The organism is Bradyrhizobium sp. USDA 4341 (assembly GCF_054063755.1).
This window is the reverse complement of the sequence record NZ_JBSSGO010000002.1, coordinates 2,533,835-2,549,790: the sequence shown is the minus strand read 5'-3', so window position 1 is coordinate 2,549,790 and position 15,956 is coordinate 2,533,835. Positions and strand designations below refer to the sequence as shown.

General features: G+C 64.1%; 16 protein-coding genes and 1 pseudogene. 13 read left to right on the top strand and 4 right to left on the bottom strand.

Going from position 1 to position 15,956, the window contains the following annotated elements; all coding sequences use genetic code 11:
• The first annotated feature begins 118 nt into the window (after positions 1 to 118).
• Complete coding sequence (locus tag ACVIGB_RS18155) at positions 119 to 775, top strand: glutathione S-transferase (protein WP_092116084.1); 657 nt, start codon at positions 119 to 121, stop codon at positions 773 to 775.
• A 320-nt stretch (positions 776 to 1,095) separates the two neighbouring features.
• Positions 1,096 to 1,530, top strand: a complete 435-nt coding sequence (locus ACVIGB_RS18150) for a cupin domain-containing protein (protein WP_092116082.1) — start codon at positions 1,096 to 1,098, stop codon at positions 1,528 to 1,530.
• 262 nt (positions 1,531 to 1,792) lie between these two features.
• Here the strand turns inward: ACVIGB_RS18150 and ACVIGB_RS18145 are convergent.
• Positions 1,793 to 2,005: pseudogene (locus ACVIGB_RS18145) on the bottom strand (hypothetical protein); the annotation flags it as partial.
• A 195-nt stretch (positions 2,006 to 2,200) separates the two neighbouring features.
• On the opposite strand from ACVIGB_RS18145, the gene ACVIGB_RS18140 reads away from it, so the two are divergent.
• Complete coding sequence (locus ACVIGB_RS18140; RefSeq protein WP_456721602.1) at positions 2,201 to 2,572, top strand: hypothetical protein; 372 nt, start codon at positions 2,201 to 2,203, stop codon at positions 2,570 to 2,572.
• A 184-nt stretch (positions 2,573 to 2,756) separates the two neighbouring features.
• Here the strand turns inward: ACVIGB_RS18140 and ACVIGB_RS18135 are convergent, their stop codons facing one another.
• Entirely contained in the window at positions 2,757 to 3,860 is a 1,104-nt protein-coding gene (locus ACVIGB_RS18135) for a mandelate racemase/muconate lactonizing enzyme family protein (protein WP_456721603.1), read from the bottom strand.
• Positions 3,861 to 4,105: 245 nt separating this feature from the next.
• Positions 4,106 to 5,347, bottom strand: coding sequence for an ABC transporter substrate-binding protein (locus tag ACVIGB_RS18130; RefSeq protein ID WP_456721604.1), 1,242 nt, complete (start codon positions 5,345 to 5,347; stop codon positions 4,106 to 4,108).
• Positions 5,348 to 5,584: 237 nt separating this feature from the next.
• Between ACVIGB_RS18130 and ACVIGB_RS18125 the strand changes: the two genes are divergently transcribed.
• Together ACVIGB_RS18125 and ACVIGB_RS18120 are read left to right on the top strand one after the other, a co-directional pair.
• Positions 5,585 to 6,424 carry an AraC family transcriptional regulator gene (locus ACVIGB_RS18125; protein ID WP_456721605.1) on the top strand — a complete coding sequence of 280 codons (840 nt, stop codon included), beginning with the start codon at positions 5,585 to 5,587 and terminating at the stop codon, positions 6,422 to 6,424.
• Positions 6,425 to 6,475: 51 nt separating this feature from the next.
• Positions 6,476 to 7,330 carry a transglutaminase-like domain-containing protein gene (locus tag ACVIGB_RS18120; RefSeq protein ID WP_456721606.1) on the top strand — a complete coding sequence of 285 codons (855 nt, stop codon included), beginning with the start codon at positions 6,476 to 6,478 and terminating at the stop codon, positions 7,328 to 7,330.
• 666 nt (positions 7,331 to 7,996) lie between these two features.
• On the opposite strand, the gene ACVIGB_RS18115 is transcribed toward ACVIGB_RS18120, so the two are convergent.
• On the bottom strand, positions 7,997 to 9,007 hold the full coding sequence (locus ACVIGB_RS18115) for a polyprenyl synthetase family protein (protein WP_092125951.1): 1,011 nt from the start codon (positions 9,005 to 9,007) through the stop codon (positions 7,997 to 7,999).
• A gap of 135 nt (positions 9,008 to 9,142) precedes the next feature.
• Here ACVIGB_RS18115 and ACVIGB_RS18110 point away from each other — a divergent pair, with 135 nt between their 5' ends.
• The 8 genes from ACVIGB_RS18110 (at position 9,143) to ACVIGB_RS18075 (ending at position 15,935) form a co-directional block, all read left to right on the top strand.
• A complete protein-coding gene (locus tag ACVIGB_RS18110) occupies positions 9,143 to 9,370 on the top strand; it encodes a putative signal transducing protein (RefSeq protein WP_173638095.1) in 228 nt (75 codons plus the stop codon).
• Positions 9,371 to 9,386: 16 nt separating this feature from the next.
• Complete coding sequence (locus tag ACVIGB_RS18105) at positions 9,387 to 10,190, top strand: tRNA1(Val) (adenine(37)-N6)-methyltransferase (RefSeq protein ID WP_456725146.1); 804 nt, start codon at positions 9,387 to 9,389, stop codon at positions 10,188 to 10,190.
• A gap of 245 nt (positions 10,191 to 10,435) precedes the next feature.
• Entirely contained in the window at positions 10,436 to 11,359 is a 924-nt protein-coding gene (locus tag ACVIGB_RS18100) for a S49 family peptidase (RefSeq protein WP_092116070.1), read from the top strand.
• Between the two features lie 116 nt (positions 11,360 to 11,475).
• Positions 11,476 to 11,667, top strand: coding sequence for a hypothetical protein (locus ACVIGB_RS18095; RefSeq protein ID WP_050403245.1), 192 nt, complete (start codon positions 11,476 to 11,478; stop codon positions 11,665 to 11,667).
• Between the two features lie 118 nt (positions 11,668 to 11,785).
• Entirely contained in the window at positions 11,786 to 12,721 is a 936-nt protein-coding gene (locus tag ACVIGB_RS18090) for a glycine--tRNA ligase subunit alpha (protein WP_456721607.1), read from the top strand.
• A complete protein-coding gene (gene glyS, locus ACVIGB_RS18085) occupies positions 12,721 to 14,964 on the top strand; it encodes a glycine--tRNA ligase subunit beta (RefSeq protein WP_456721608.1) in 2,244 nt (747 codons plus the stop codon). Before ACVIGB_RS18090 ends, glyS begins: the two co-directional genes overlap by 1 nt.
• Positions 14,965 to 14,967: 3 nt before the next feature.
• Positions 14,968 to 15,564: a class I SAM-dependent methyltransferase gene (locus ACVIGB_RS18080; protein WP_456721609.1), complete on the top strand. Its 597-nt coding sequence runs from the start codon at positions 14,968 to 14,970 to the stop codon at positions 15,562 to 15,564.
• The gene (locus ACVIGB_RS18075; RefSeq protein WP_456721610.1) at positions 15,561 to 15,935 is read left to right on the top strand and encodes a GFA family protein; all 375 of its coding nucleotides are present in this window, start codon (positions 15,561 to 15,563) and stop codon (positions 15,933 to 15,935) included. The genes ACVIGB_RS18080 and ACVIGB_RS18075 overlap by 4 nt, the downstream gene beginning before the upstream one ends.
• Positions 15,936 to 15,956: the final 21 nt, after the last annotated feature.

The following is a 15,956-nucleotide window of genomic DNA, read 5'->3' as shown; positions in this document are numbered from 1 at the left end:
GGCTGCCCGGCAAATTGGCACGTGGCTTGCTGCAAAATTGAACGGCTCCGGGGCGCGGCGGTTGGACCGGCGCGCGGTCACCGGGGGCTAACGACGCGTTCAGGCGTGAGGATCCGATATGGCGAAAGCGACACTCACCATCAGCAGCAAGAATTATTCGTCCTGGTCGCTGCGCGGCTGGCTGCTGGTGAAATTCGCCGGGCTGGAATTCGAGGAGGTGGTCACCGCGCCCGATGACGCCTCGGCGCGGGCCGAGCTGCTGCTGCTGTCGTCATCGATCCTGGTGCCCTGCCTGCGCCACGAGGGCGCGACCGTCTGGGATACGCTGGCGATCGGCGAGTATCTTAACGAGGTCATGCCGCATGCCGGGCTGCTGCCGGACGACCGGATCCAGCGCGCACATTGTCGCTCGATCTCGGGCGAAATCCATTCCGGCTTCACCACGCTGCGCTCCTCGCTGCCGGTCAATCTCAAGGGGCATTTTCCCGGCTTCAAGATCTGGTCGCGGGCGCAGGCCGACATCGACCGTGTCTGCACCATCTGGCGCGATTGCCTCGGCAAGTCCGGCGGGCCGTTCCTGTTCGGCGAACGTCGCACCATGGCGGACGCGATGTATGCCCCCGTCGTGACCCGCTTCATGACCTATGACGTGAAGCTCGACCCCGTTCTCGCGGCGTATGCCAGCACCATCATGGCGATGCCCGAGATGCAGGAATGGATCGAGGCGGCGAAGGCGGAGCCTGCCGACGTCGAGGAGCTCGAGGTCGAATATTAGGCAGCGCGCGCCAAGCCTGCCGGCGCCGGCGGCTCAAGCTCCGGGCAGGCCTTGCTCAATGGACGTGCCGTCGGCGTCAGGCACCGGCGCCGCGCGGCGATCGGGCGCAGCCCGCGCCGAACGCAAATTCAGGCTTTGCTCCAAGTGCTTCCGCTGCGACGGCGGCGCATGGCGGGATCGATTGCCGCAGCACAACCGGGCTGGCAAGGATTTCGCATAGCAACAAGCGAGCTGTGACCGCGACGATGCGACGCTGCCGAAAATTTGGACGCTGAGCCGGCGCCGCGATCTCGCGAACACGAGAACCGTGGAGGCTTGAAATGAACCAGCACGCCGCCGTCAGCAAATTCTCCCACGTCAAACCCGGTGACACCGAGTTCAAGGGCGGAGGTCTGCGCGACTTCTTCCTGTATCGCGATCTCGGCATCGCCGATGCCACCGGCGGGCAGGTGATCTGCCATCTGGTCAAGGCCAATCCCGACCTGCCGCCGGAAGAGGGCACCGGCTGGCACAAGCATCTGTGCGATTTTCAGATCGTCATCATGACCAAGGGCTGGGCGCGCTTCATGTACGAGGACAAGGAGACGCTGGTCGAGGCCGGCGACGTGATCCATCAGCGGCCCGGCATCACCCACTATCTGTTCGATTACTCGAAGGACATGGAATACCTCGAGATCGTCAGCCCCGCCGATTTCAAGACCGTGGATGTGCCGCCGGCAACCGAGGCGGTGCCACCGGTGACGCCGTGGAAATGATCGCGAGGAGGGACCGCAAATGTCGTCCGCGGAGGAGTTAACCTTTGTCGTCGGCCGCTGGCTGCGGCCGATCGTCATGCTTCTGTATGTGGTGCGCCGCCTCGGGCTGATGACCACATCTAGCCGTGAACAACGGAGTACGTTGCTCGATCAGTGATTCGGACGCGGTTCGTTCCATCCGCGTTCCAAATCTTAAAACGCCTCGCGTGCGCGTCGCGTTTTGAAACAGCGCGCGCCAAATGCGCCTCTCAGGCCATGCCCGCGCCTGCTTCACGCGTGGCATGCGCCAAGCGATGACGTTGACCTCCAGCGCGCCGCCGGTTGTGTCATTACGCCACTGGCCGTCGATGAATCGGCAGGCGAAGGGCAGCTGATACGTTCCGCTGTGATCCTCACAAAGCACTTCCACGCGTTGTTCCGGCGAAGGTTCGCCATTGCCGTCGAATTGCGCCAGCCGTTTTTCGCGCGTAGCCATACGATCTGTCTCCACTGCCCAAGGTCGAGCCAAAAGGGGTCGAACCAAACTAGTTCCGAAGGCCCCCGTCCCCACGAGTAGTCCCGGTAATGGGGCAAGCACACCGCTCGAATGCGGTTTCAGTGTGGTATGTGTGCCTGGCTTTCAGCGTCGCGAGCACAAAACTGTGAATGACGCATGTGATTGGGGATGTCGATGATCGCGCGTTTCGTTGCTGCCTTGCTCGTGCCGCTTGCACTCGGCGTCGTCGGAACCGCGCATGCGCAGGACGTTCCCGGCATCGAGATCTGCACCGTCGAGAAGACGATGGAGCGGCGCACGAGCTGCCTGCAGAGCAACGTCGATTTCCTGCAGAAGACGATCGGCAAGCTCACGTCGGATCATCAGCAGAAGCTCGACGCCGCCAACCGGCAGGTCGAGAGCCTGAAGAGCACAATCGCGGGCTTGCAGAAGCTCGTCACCGATGTGCAGGCGGCACAGGTCAAGTTGACCGAGGACCTGAAGAAGAAAGCCGACGCGCCGCCGGCGAAGGATGCGACGCCTGTGGCGAAGGACGGCACGAAGTAGCGCGAAGTCCGTCGGCAGTCTCGCTTCGCCTCTCCCGCTTGCGGGGGAGGCCGTATCGCATCGTCAGATGCGATACGGGTGGGGGCTCTCTCCACGATGTGACTCGCGGAGAGAGCCCCCACCCCAGCCCTCCCCCGCAAGCGGGAGAGGGGGCACACCATTGTCGTGGCTCGCAGCGTGCAGCTCACGCCACCCGATACGTCTCCATCACATCGCGATCCGGCTCGTAGCCGAGCCCGGGGCCCTGCGGCACGGCGACATGGCCACGGGCATCGACGTCGATGCGGTCGCCCCACAGGCAGGCGGGGCGCTTCATGAAGAACACTTCGATCAGGCCTTCGTCGCGGATCGCCATCAGATGCAGCGTGGCAAGGAAGCCCGGCCCGAAATAGGGCGAGTGCGGAATCACCTGGACGCCGAACTCGTCGGCGAGCACGGCCACGCGCAGGAATTCGGTGACGCCGCCGACCTTGATCACCGACGGCTGCGCGTGACTGACCGCGCCGGCCGTCATCATCTGGCGGAATTGATGCACGGTGCAGGCATTCTCGCCGGCGGCGATGTCGAGCCGACCTTCTCTCCGCACTTCCGCCAGCGTTGCAAAATCCTCCGGCGGCCAGACCGGCTCCTCCAGGAACATCGGCGCGGCCTGCTTGCAGTCGCGGGCGAACTGGATCGCCGCCGGTCCATCCAGCGGGCAATTCATGTCGACCATCAGCGGCACGCCGGGGCCGATCGCTTCGCGCGCCGCAGCAACGGCCGGCACGGTGGTCTCGTGCAGCTTGATCGCGGCGTAACCGAGCTTGATCGCCTTCTTGCATTCGGCGGCGATGTGCGTCGGATTGCCGATCCGCATCAGGCTCGCATAGGCCGGAATCGTGCTGCGCTTCGCGCCGCCGATCAGTTGATGCAGCGGCACGCCCTTCACCTTGCCGGCGAGATCCCACAGCGCGATATCGAGCGCCGAGATCGCAAACATCGTGATGCCGTAGCGGCCGAACAGATGCAGATTGCGCTGGATCTGCTCCATCGCGGCGGGAATTTGGGCTGCGTCCGGCACCTCGAGGCCGCGGGCCTGCGGCGCGATCATCTCGGCCACCGCTGCGCAACTCGTCTTCGGGCAGACATAGGCGAAGGCATCGCCCCAGCCGGTCAGGCCTGCATCGGTCGAAACCTCGATCAGCACCATGTCGAGCGCCGAGATCGCGGACGCGCCCTGGCGGAAGCTCGCAGGGCCGGCGTCATAGGGAATGCGGATATGGTGGGCGCGGACGTCGGTGATTTTCATTGTTGTTGTCCTTCCGATCGCAGGATGTCGCTGGATGTCCCTGGAGCTCGTGAGGGCCGGACGCGGCAGCCTGGACGATGTTGCTTCGGCTCGCCTGGGTTCCAGCCATCGCAGCTCTTGCTTGTGGCAAGTCTTGTTTGTGGCAAGTATGGCTCGTGACAAGTCTTGCTCGTGAATCGTGTCGAAGACGTGGATGCCCGGCGTGGCGCCGGGCACCGCGAACTCCGAAGCTGTGGAGAAGGCTGCTACGAGTTCTTCTCGCCGCTCATGACGGGGCCGAACCGCTCCCAGCTCTCGCCCTTGAAGCGCATCATCTGCAACTGCTCGATCGGTGCATAGTCGTCCGGTCCGGTCTTGATCTTGGTGCCGGGCAGGTAGATGCCGATCTCGAAGTTGAGGCTCGCCGCCTGCTTCATCAGGTTCTCGCGGGTGAGGTCGTCGCCGCATTGCCGCAACACCTGCTCGAGCCCCTTGGCGACGCCGTAGCCGAACACGGTCGAGGCGTCGTTCTGGTCGCCCTCGGGATACCACTTGGTCATGAAGGCGCGCCACTCGTTCATGGCTGGATCGTTCTTCCATTCGTGATCCGCGGGATCCTTCAGATACTGGGTCGACAGGATGTCCTGGCTCGCCTCATAGCCGGCCGGCTTCATCACGCCGCCGATCGAGACCGAGACGTTGGTCAGGAACTGGACCGGATGCCAATCCAGCTCAGCAGCCTTCTTGATCGCCTGCGCCGCGAATTTCGGCGTTGCGATGTTGACGAAGATGTCGGGGTTGGCGCCCTTGATCTGCACGATCTGCGAGTCCACCGTCGGCGACGTGGTCTCGTAGGAGGATTCGACGACGATCAGCTTCTTGGCCGCATCGCCGAGCCCGTCATGCAGGCCGATCAGATAATCCTTGCCGAAATCGTCATTCTGGTAGAGCACGCCGATGGTCTTGCCGGGATATTTCTGCAGAATGTATTTGGCATAGATGCGCGCCTCGACCTGGTAGCTCGGCTGCCAGCCCATGGTCCACGGGAAATTCTTCGGATCGTTCCACTTGGCGGCGCCGGTGGAGACGAACAGCTGCGGCACCTTCTTGGCGTTCATGTATTTCTGGATCGCGGTGTTGCCCGGCGTGCCCAGCGGATTGAAGATCAACAGCACCTCGTCGCTCTCGACCAGCTTGCGGGCCTGCTCGACCATCTTCGGCGGGCTGTAGCCGTCGTCGTAGGAGACGAAGTTGATCTTGCGGCCGTTGATGCCGCCCTCGCTGTTGACCTTGTTGAAATAGGCCGCTTCCGTCTTGCCGATCGTGGCGTAGGCGGATGCCGGACCCGAATAGGGCATGATGTTGCCGACCTTGATCTCGGCGTCGGTCGCACCCGGATCGTATTTCTTCTGGGCATTGGCTGCGCTGGCGACGGCGATCGTCAAAAGCCCCGCAAGCGCCGCAGACTTGACGCAGTTGACATAGCTCAGGCGGTGGTGGTGCATCATTGTCCTCCCTGACATGCTGGCCGCGGCTCGTGCAGTCTTGATTTTCGGGCAGCTTGGTGAGCCGTCGGATCGATGCAACTGCGAGTATGCACGATTGCAGCGGTGTTGCCAGCGACGGCTTTGCGCTAAAATTTCGCAGAGCGGAACCATAGTTTCGCCGCCGCGCAGCAAGGACTGTCAAATGCCGCGCGCGGCAGCCATGCATGGTGCCCGAGCTTTGCAGGAAGGCCGTCGTCCATGAATCCAGCCCAGAAGGCGCTCTGGTACATCGAAAGCCACCTGCGCACGTCGCTGACGCTCGATGATATCGCGGTCGTTGCCGGGGTCTCGCGCTTCCATCTGGTGCGGGCGTTCGCGGAGGCGACCGGGTTTTCAGTGATGCGCTACGTGCGGGCGCGCCGACTGAGCGAGGCCGCGCGCGAGCTCGCGGCCGGTGCGCCCGACATTCTCACGCTCGCGCTGGATGCGGATTACGGCTCCCACGAGGCATTCACCCGCGCGTTTCGCGACCATTTCGGCGTCACGCCGGAGACGGTGCGCGCGACGACGTGTCTGACCAAGCTCAAGCTCCAGGAGCCGATCACCATGATCTCGACCGCTCTCGATCATCTCGATCCGCCGCGCGTCGCGACCGGCAAGGCCTTTCTCGTCGCCGGCATCGGCGAGCGCTACAACCACGCCAACGGCAGCACGGCCGGCATCCCGAACCAGTGGCATGGCTTCCATCAGCAAGGCGCGCATATTCCCCGCCAGGTCGGTGACGTTGCCTATGGTGTCTGCTGCAACGGCGACGATGCCGGCAATTTCGACTACATCGCAGGTGTCGAGGTCACCGATTTCTCCGACCTGGCGCGCGAGTTCGCGCGCGTCCGGATCCCGGCGCAGAGATATGTGGTGTTCACCCACGCCGACCACATCTCGACCATCCGCCGCACCGTCAACACGATCTGGAATCGCTGGCTGCCGCAATCCGGCATGAAGGTCGCGGACGCGCCGAACTTCGAGCGATACGACGACAAGTTCGACAAGAACAGCGGTAATGGCGGGCTCGAGATCTGGGTGCCGGTCGAGGAGTAGCGGCCGGTGTGGTGGTTGCGCGGGAGGCGAGACTTGCGGGAGACCTTTCAGATGAACGTCGACAGATACGAAAGACCGGTTGCTTTGAGCGATCCGGGGCGTCACGCCGCGCTATTCGAGGGCCTGCCGCGGGGCGCCGGCGCGCTTGCGGCGACCGTGCAGGGTCTTCTGATCCATCAGCACATCGCCCCGGCCTATGGGGTTACGCTCGGCCGTGACCGGCAAGCGCAATCGCAGGTCCGCGCCGTCGAGACGATGCTGGATGAAATCGTCACGCGCGATGCGCGGCCGCTTGCGGTGGCGCGTGCGGTCAACGAACGGCAGGTCGGCGTCTGCAGGCACTTCACGCTGCTTCACGTGGCGATGTTGCGCACCCAGGGCATTCCGGCACGTGCCCGTTGCGGGTTCGGCGCCTATTTCGAAGCAGGAAAATATCTCGACCATTGGGTGACGGAGTACTGGCACGAAGACAGGAAACGTTGGGTCTTGTTCGATTCCCAGATCGACGATCGCCAGCGCGAGCTGTTCGGGATCGGGTTCGACGCGGCGGATGTACCGCGAGATCAGTTCCTGGTCGCCGGCGATGCCTGGTCGCTCTGCCGCGAGGGGAGCCGCGATCCCGGCGCCTTCGGCATCCTCGACATGCACGGACTTTGGTTCATTGCGGGCAATCTTGTTCGCGACATCGGCGCGCTGAACAATCGCGAGATGCTGCCGTGGGACGTTTGGGGCGCCATGCGCATGCAGGACAACGAACTGGACTTCGCCTTCTTCGACCGGCTGGCAAGCGTCAGTCGTGAGCCCGATGCTCACGTCGATGAACTCAAGGCGCTTGATCGCGATGAGCGGGTGCGTGTTCCCAGAGCCGTGTTCAACGCCGTGCTCGACTGCGTGCAGGACCTGTAGCTGAGGGTCGCGGATGCGCCGGACTTCGAGCGCTACCGATGTGTGTGATTCACAGGCGGCGCCACGAACTCGCCGTCGTCCCGGCGAAGGCCGGGACCCATAGCCACCAATGCTCATCGTTGAGCGACGCCGTGGCCACAGCCTTCTTCGACTACTCGACCCCTGTGGTTATGGGTCCCGGCCTGCGCCGGGACGACACTGTGGGCGTGGCGAGCTCAATGCGACCGGGCGATCCAGTACGCCGCGGCCCCTCGGTTCACCCACGGACGTCTCTGGAATACTGGATCACCCGCATGCGCGGGTGATGACACCGCGCATGCTGTTTGACAGGTTGAATCGAGAACCATCCTCAGCGTCGTCCTGGCGCAAGCCAGGACCCATTACCCCAAATGGCAATTGTTGCGCGACGCCGGGGCCACAACCTTCTTCAACAACTCAACCCTGTGGTAATGGGTCCCCGCTTGCGCCGAGACGACGTCATTTTGCGACGGACAGCGCAACAAACTCGCCGTCGTCCCTGCGAAAGCAGGGACCCATAACCACGAGTGGCTATTGTTTGAACACTTCGGAACGGCGACTGCCGTTCACAACTCTCGCCGCGGCGTATGGGTCCCTGCTTTCGCAGGGACGACGCCGTCTATGATGCGCGGCGATTGCAAGGCCTACTCAATGCGATCTTGCGAGGCAGAACGCGACGACCTGTTCCAGCGCCGTCTTCATCGGCGAGGACGGGAACAGCGCCAGCGCGTCGACCGCCATTGCGCCGTAGTGCTGGGCGCGGCTGATGGTGTCCTCCAGCGCGCGGTGCTTGGTCATCAGCCCGATCGCGTGATCGAGATCGGCCGCTCCGATCTCGCCGCGCTCCAGTGCGCGGACCCAGAACTGGCGCTCGGTGTCGTTGCCGCGGCGGAAGGCGAGCACCACCGGCAGCGTGATCTTGCCCTCGCGGAAATCGTCGCCGACATTCTTGCCGAGTTTTGCGGATTTGCCGCCATAGTCGAGCACGTCGTCGACGAGCTGGAACGCGATGCCGAGATTCATGCCGACCGAGCGGCAGGCGGTCTGCTCGGCCTTCGGGCGGTTGGCGATCACGGGACCGACCTCGCAGGCCGCGGCGAACAGCTCCGCGGTCTTGCCGCGGATCACGGCGAGATACTCGTCCTCGGTCGTCGCGGTGTTCTTGGCGGCGGCGAGCTGCATCACCTCGCCCTCGGCGATGGTGGCGGCGGCCGCGGAGAGAATGTCGAGCGCGCGCAGCGAGCCGACCTCGACCATCATCCGGAACGCCTGGCCGAGCAGGAAGTCGCCGACCAGCACGCTGGCCTCGTTGCCCCACAGCATCCGCGCGGACAATTTGCCGCGGCGCAGCTCGCTCTCGTCGACGACGTCGTCGTGCAGCAGGGTCGCGGTGTGCATGAACTCGACCGCCGCGGCGAGCTTTATGTGGCCGTCGCCTGTGTAGTCGGCGAGCTGGGCCATCGCCAGGGTCAGCATCGGGCGCAGCCGCTTGCCGCCGGAGGAGATCAGATGATTGGCGACCTCGGGGATCATGGTGACTTCGGAGCCGGTCCGCGAAAGGATGGTCGCGTTGACGCGCTCCATGTCAGCGGCGACCAGTCCCACCAGCCCGTCGATCGAAGCATTGGACGGGCTTTCGAAGGGTACAATAACCGCCACGCTGGTCTCCAATTTTGCCGAATTCGCACTATCCTCAGCTATAACAATAGAAACTGCGCGGTGCAGCGGCAAGGCCACGAAGTTGTTGACATGTGACGCATTGGCCGCACAGCCGGGCGGAGAGGAGAGTGGATTTTGCGGGAATTGGTACGGACCAATGACGTGGTGCTGGTCTCCGCCGTCGGCGCGCTGCTCGACAGCGCTAACATCCATCATCTGGTGCTGGACCAGAACATGAGCATCATCGAGGGCTCGCTCGGCGTGCTGCCGCGGCGGATCCTGGTGCACGAGGACGACAACCACGAGGCCCGCCAGCTCCTGACCGATGCCGGCCTGGGCCACGAATTGCGGGCCGATGAGTAGAGCGTTTTCAAGCGAAATTGGCCCGGGTTCGCGTGAAGAAAACGCGTCAAAAAACCAGTCTCCGGCCGCTGAGATCACCGAAGACGGATTCCTCGGTGGGCAATTGCGGCTGCGGCAGCCGCGCAGCGGCCATCGCGCCGGCCATGACGCGATCCTGCTGGCCGCGGCGACGCCGGCCCGATCAGGCGACCGGGTCGTCGATCTCGGCTCCGGCGTCGGCGCCGCCGGGCTCGCGGTGGCACGGCGGGTGAGGGGGATCGACCTGGTTCTGGTCGAAATCGACCCGGCATTGGCCGAGCTTGCCCGGAATAACGCCAGCGCCAACGCGATCATGGCCGAAGTGATCGTGCTCGATGTCGAGGCCGGTGCCTCCGCTTTCGATGATTTTGGCCTCTCGCCCGACAGCGCCGACGTCGTGCTGATGAACCCGCCGTTCAACGATCCCTCAAGGCACCGCGCCTCGCCGGACGGCGTGCGGCAGCGCGCCCATGTCGCGACCGCGACCACGGTGGCTAGCTGGGTTCACGTGGCGCGGCGGATCCTCAAGTCGAATGGGCAGCTTGCGATGATCTGGCGGGCCGACGGAATTGCCGAGGTGCTGGCCGCGCTCGACCGCGGCTTTGGCAGCCTCGAGATCCTGCCGGTTCATGGCGAGGCGGCCTCGCCGGCGATCCGAATCCTGGTGCGGGCCACCAAGGGCGGCCGAGCGCCGACGCGGCTGCATGCCGCGCTGCTGCTCAATGAAGAGTCAGGTGTGCCCAATAAATGGGTGCAGGAGATCTTGGCTGGGAAAGGGGAATTGCCGCTGGCGCGGCGCTAACGGGCAGGGATTCTGCCCGCGTCGTACTGGCACTAAATCACTGCGGGGCCGTTTCCGACTGGCGTTCAGGCCTGGATGTGAAGTGGATCGCGGTCAGAAGTGTACCGATCAGCAAAATCAGCAGGTAGATCTTCATGGCTCCCTCTCCGCCCGCGCGTTGCAACCCCAATGACAAAATGCAAAACGCGTTCCACGAAATCCAATGACACTGGCGTGATAAAAAGTGGTTAATTCGAGGTAACGGCATGAGTGAACAAATTAGTGATCGCCAAGGGCATTCTGGAGGACGTTCGGGATGGCTCGATCGCGCGCAGGGAATGCTCCCGGCGCGATTCAGGCGCGGCATGGCTGTCGTGCCGGTGGTGCGGCTGTCGGGCGTGATCGGCGCGGTGACGCCGCTGCGGCCCGGCATGACGCTCGCCGGCGTCGCCAAGATGCTGGAGCGCGCCTTTGGCACTCGGAATGCCAAGGCGGTGGCGCTGGTGATCAATTCGCCGGGCGGCTCGCCGGTGCAGTCCCGGCAGATCTATCTGCGCATCCGGCAACTGGCCGCCGAGAAGAAGCTGCCGGTGCTGGTGTTCGTCGAGGACGTCGCGGCCTCGGGCGGCTACATGATCGCCTGCGCCGGTGATGAGATCTATTGCGACCCGTCCTCGATTCTGGGTTCGATCGGCGTGGTCGGCGGCAGCTTCGGCTTCGAAGGATTGATCAAGAAGATCGGGGTCGAGCGGCGGCTCTATACGGCGGGTAGCCACAAGGCGATGCTCGATCCGTTCCTTCCCGAGAACCCCGATGACGTCGCCCGGTTGAAGTCGATCCAACGCGAGATCCATGCGATCTTCATCGCGCTGGTGAAACAGAGCCGAGGCAGCCGCCTGAAGCGGCCCGACGACGAGTTGTTCACCGGCGAATACTGGGCGGGCGAGACCGCGATCGGGCTCGGGCTCGCCGATGGCATCGGCGACCTGCGCGCGACGCTGCGGGCCCGCTATGGCGAGAAGGTGCTGACCCCGGTGATCGCGCCCGCAAGCGGCATGCTGTCCGGCCTGCTCGGCCGGCGGGCACCGGGGGCGGGGTCGATGGCGGCACTGGACGGGCTCGCAAGCTTGCCGGACGACCTGATCTCGGCGGTCGAAACCAGGGCGATTTGGGCCAGATTCGGGCTGTGAACACGGGGATTTGAGCGCGCCATTTAGCCCCAAAAGTGCGATTGCGGCGCAGGCCGCCTTGCGCGAGAATACCTTCCATTGGGGGCCTGACAGACGTGAACGACAAGGATCGACCGATGCCGCCGCTGATTGCATTCGCAGGCGTCCTGGGTGGCCTGGCCGTGGTCCGCTGGGCTTACAAGACGGCCGTTCGGATCAACCAGGAACTGGAAGAGGCGCGATTGTCCCGCGTGGCCGAGACCACGCGTGCGAGCGAAATCAAGACCCTGCGCCGCGACCCCGTCACCGGGGCCTATCGTCCGGGCTAGCAGGCTTTAAGTCCCGCAAATTGGCGGTGCCGGATTTCCGGCATCGCCTTGATTCCATTGGCTGCCGCCGATACGGTCCCGCGCGCTTCAAAACCCCCTCGCGAGACCTGTACTGACGATGGACGCCCTGCCTGACCACATGCGCCCGGAACGTTCGTTCCAGGGCTTCATCCTGGCTCTCCAGCGATTCTGGGCCGAGCAGGGTTGCGTCATCCTGCAGCCCTACGACATGGAAATGGGCGCCGGCACCTTCCATCCCGCGACCACGCTGCGCGCGCTGGGGCCAAAGCCCTGGAACGCGGCCTATGTGCAGCCCTCGCGGCGGCCCAAGGACGGCCGCTACGGCGAAAACCCCAACCGTCTGCAGCACTACTACCAGTTCCAGGTGATCATGAAGCCGTCGCCGCCGAACCTTCAGGAATTGTACCTGAAGTCGCTGGCCGCGATCGGCATCGACGCCGCCGTCCACGACATCCGCTTCGTCGAGGACGACTGGGAGAGCCCGACGCTGGGCGCCTGGGGTCTCGGTTGGGAATGCTGGTGCGACGGCATGGAAGTCTCGCAGTTCACCTACTTCCAGCAGGTCGCCGGCGTCGAATGCGCGCCGGTCGCGGGCGAGCTCACCTATGGACTCGAGCGGCTCGCGATGTATGTGCAGGGCGTCGACCGGGTCTACGACCTCAACTTCAACGGCCGCGAGGGCGCCGAGAAGGTCACCTATGGCGACGTCTTCCTGCAGGCCGAGCAGGAATATTCGCGGCACAATTTCGAGTACGCCGACACCGCGATGCTGTTCGAGCAGTTCAGGATGGCGGAAGAGGCCTGCCGCAAATATCTCGCCGCCGGCTGGCGCGAGGACAGCAACATCAAGGAACATCTGATGGCCTTGCCGGCCTACGACCAGTGCATCAAGGCGAGCCATGTGTTCAACCTGCTCGACGCCCGCGGCGTCATCTCGGTGACGGAGCGGCAGAGCTATATCGCCCGGGTGCGCGATCTGGCGAAGGCCTGCGGCGAGGCCTGGATCCACACTGAAACGGGCAGGGCGGTCTGATGCCCGATCTTCTCCTCGAATTGTTCTCCGAAGAAGTTCCCGCGCGCATGCAGGCGAAGGCGGCGGACGATTTGCGCCGCATGGTGACCGACAAGCTCGTCGCCGAAGGCCTCGTCTATGAAGGCGCCAAGGCGTTCGCGACCCCGCGCCGCCTTGCCCTCACCGTGCACGGCATTCCCGCGCGCCAGCCCGACCTGAAGGACGAGCGCCGCGGCCCGCGCGTCGGCGGACCCGAGCCAGCGATCAAGGGCTTCCTGAAGGCCACTGGTCTCACCTCGATCAGCGAGGCCAAGATCCAGACCGATCCGAAGAAGGGCGATTTCTACATCGCGCTGATCGAAAAGCCCGGCCGCGCCGCGATCGACGTGATCGCGGAAATGATCCCGGTGATCATCCGCACCTTCCCCTGGCCGAAATCGATGCGCTGGGGCGCGCGCTCGGCCAAGTCAGGCTCGCTCACCTGGGTGCGCCCGCTGCATGCCATCACCGCGACCTTCGGTCTGGAGACCGAGGAGCCCGACATCGTGAAATTCTCGGTCGACGGCATCGAGGCCGGGCAGACCACCTACGGCCATCGCTTCATGGCGCCGGGTGCGATCCCGGTGCGCCGCTTCGAGGATTACGAGGCCAAGCTGAAAGCGGCCAAGGTCATCCTCGATCCGCAGGCCCGCAAGGACATCATCCTCGAGGACGCCAAGGAACTGGCCTTCGCGCAGGGCCTCGAATTGATCGAGGACCAGGTGCTGCTCGACGAGGTCTCCGGTCTCGTCGAATGGCCGGTCGTGATGATGGGATCGTTCGAGAAGGAATTCTTGTCGATCCCGGATGAAGTGATCCGCGCCACCATCCGGAACAACCAGAAGTGCTTCGTGGTCAAAGACCCCAAGACGGGAAAATTGACCAACAAGTTCGTGCTGACCGCCAACATCGAGGCGCCCGACGGCGGCAAGACCATCGTCGCCGGCAATGAGCGCGTGATCCGCCCACGGCTGTCCGACGCAAAGTTCTTCTACGAGACCGACCTCAAGACCAAGCTGGAAGACCGGCTGCCGAAGTTCGAGCAGATCGTGTTCCACGAGAAGCTCGGGACCCAGGCGGAGCGGATCAAGCGGATCGAACGGCTCGCCGCTGAGATCGCGCCGCTGATCGGCGCCGATGTCGAGAAGACCAAGCGCGCCGCTCGCCTGGCGAAGGCGGATTTGTTGACCGAAGTGGTCGGCGAATTCCCTGAGTTGCAGGGCCTGATGGGCAAATACTACGCGCTGGCGCAGGGCGAGGATGCGTCGGTCGCTGCCGCGAGCGAGGAGCACTGGAAGCCGCAGGGGCCGACCGATCGCGTGCCGACCGATCCGGTCAGCGTCGCGGTGGCGCTGGCGGACAAGCTCGACACGCTGGTCGGGTTCTGGGCGATCGATGAGAAGCCGACGGGTTCGAAAGACCCGTACGCGCTGCGCCGCGCAGCGTTGGGCGTCATTAGATTGATTGTGGATAACGCCCAGCGCATCCAACTCAATCAATTGTTCCATGTTTTCTTTACTCGCTTGGTTCAGTTCTCCCATACCGATGAACTAAAAGATGGCGAATTCATCCGTCGATTCGATGTGTTGTTGAACAATCGGCTGGTTGCGCAAAGCTCGACGCGTCAAAAGACCAATTTTGAGAATCGCGGTACTGCTGAGTTCGATTCGTTCATATGCGGCTATCTGAACGGCATAGTGAACGATCTGCTCGCCTTCTTCGCCGACCGTCTGAAGGTCCAGCTCCGCGACCAGGGGGCGCGGCACGACCTGGTCGACGCCGTGTTCTCGCTCGGCGGCCAGGACGATCTTCTGCTCGTCGTCCGCCGCGTCGAGGCGCTCGGCAAATTCCTCGACAGCGACGACGGCAAGAACCTGCTCGCGGGCACAAAACGCGCCAGCAACATCCTCAGCATTGAGGAGAAGAAGGACAAGCGTACGTTTGACGGCGCGCCCGACGCCGCGCTCTACAAGCTCGACGAAGAGAAGACGCTGGCTGCGGCGATCGACCAGGTGAAGGCCGAGGCCTCCGCCGCCGTCGCCAAGGAAGACTTCGCCGCTGCGATGAGCGCGATGGCCAAGCTGCGTCCGGCGGTCGACGCGTTCTTCGACAAGGTCAAGGTCAACGACGATGACCCCAAGGTGCGCGAAAACCGCCTGAAGCTGCTCAACGAGATCCGCGCCGCAACGCGCGCGGTGGCGGATTTCTCCAGGATCGAGGGCTGACCGATGGACCGCGCAACGCTCGCCGCTTACGACAAGGAGGCGGCGGCGTTTGCGCAGGACTGGCACGAGCAGCCGGCACCGGTCGATCTGCAGGAGATCGTCGGGCAATTCTTCATCAAGGGTGGCGTGACCGCCGATATCGGCTGCGGCAGCGGCCGCGAGGTGGCGTGGCTCAATGCCAATGGCTTTCCGGCCGAAGGCTTTGATGCCTCCGAGGGCCTGCTCACGGAAGCCCGCGCCCGCTACCCGGCGCTGCGCTTTGTGCGCGCCGAATTGCCCGAGCTATCCGGCATCGCCGCCAATAGTTTCGACAATCTGCTGTGCGAGACCGTGATCATGCATCTCGATCCCGCGCTGATCGCGCCGTCGGTGCGCCGCATGTTCGAACTCGTGAAGCCCGGCGGCATCTTCTATCTGAGCTGGCGCGTCACCGCAGGTGACGATGCGCGCGATGCGCATGGCCGGCTCTATGCAGCCTTCGATACGGCGCTGGTGCGAGCTGAGTTGGCGGCGGCCGAATTGCTGCTCGATGCGGAAGTCGTCAGCGCCTCGTCCGGCAAGGTCATTCACCGGCTGGTCGCCAGCAAAGGCAGACGATGATGGCAAGGCTGGCGACATGCGCCTGCGGACAGCTCCGCGTCACCTGTCAGGGCGAGCCTCTCACGATATCTCTGTGTCATTGCCTGGAGTGCCAGAAGCGGACCGGCAGCACCTACGGCGTCGCTGCGTTCTTTCCGCGCGCCGACGTCGAGCCGCAGGGCGAGGCGCGCGAATACAGCCGCATCGGCGGCAGCGGATCTCCGGTGGTCTTTCATTTCTGCCCGAATTGCGGATCGTCGGTCTATTGGGAGCCGCGCCGCGCGCCGGATCTGATCGGCGTTGCGGTCGGCGCCTTCGCGGACCCCGATTTTCCCGCGCCGTCGCAGTCGGTCTTTACCCAGCGCCGCCACGCCTGGGTCGTCGACAGGTAAGTGACCACCGCCGCGAGATGC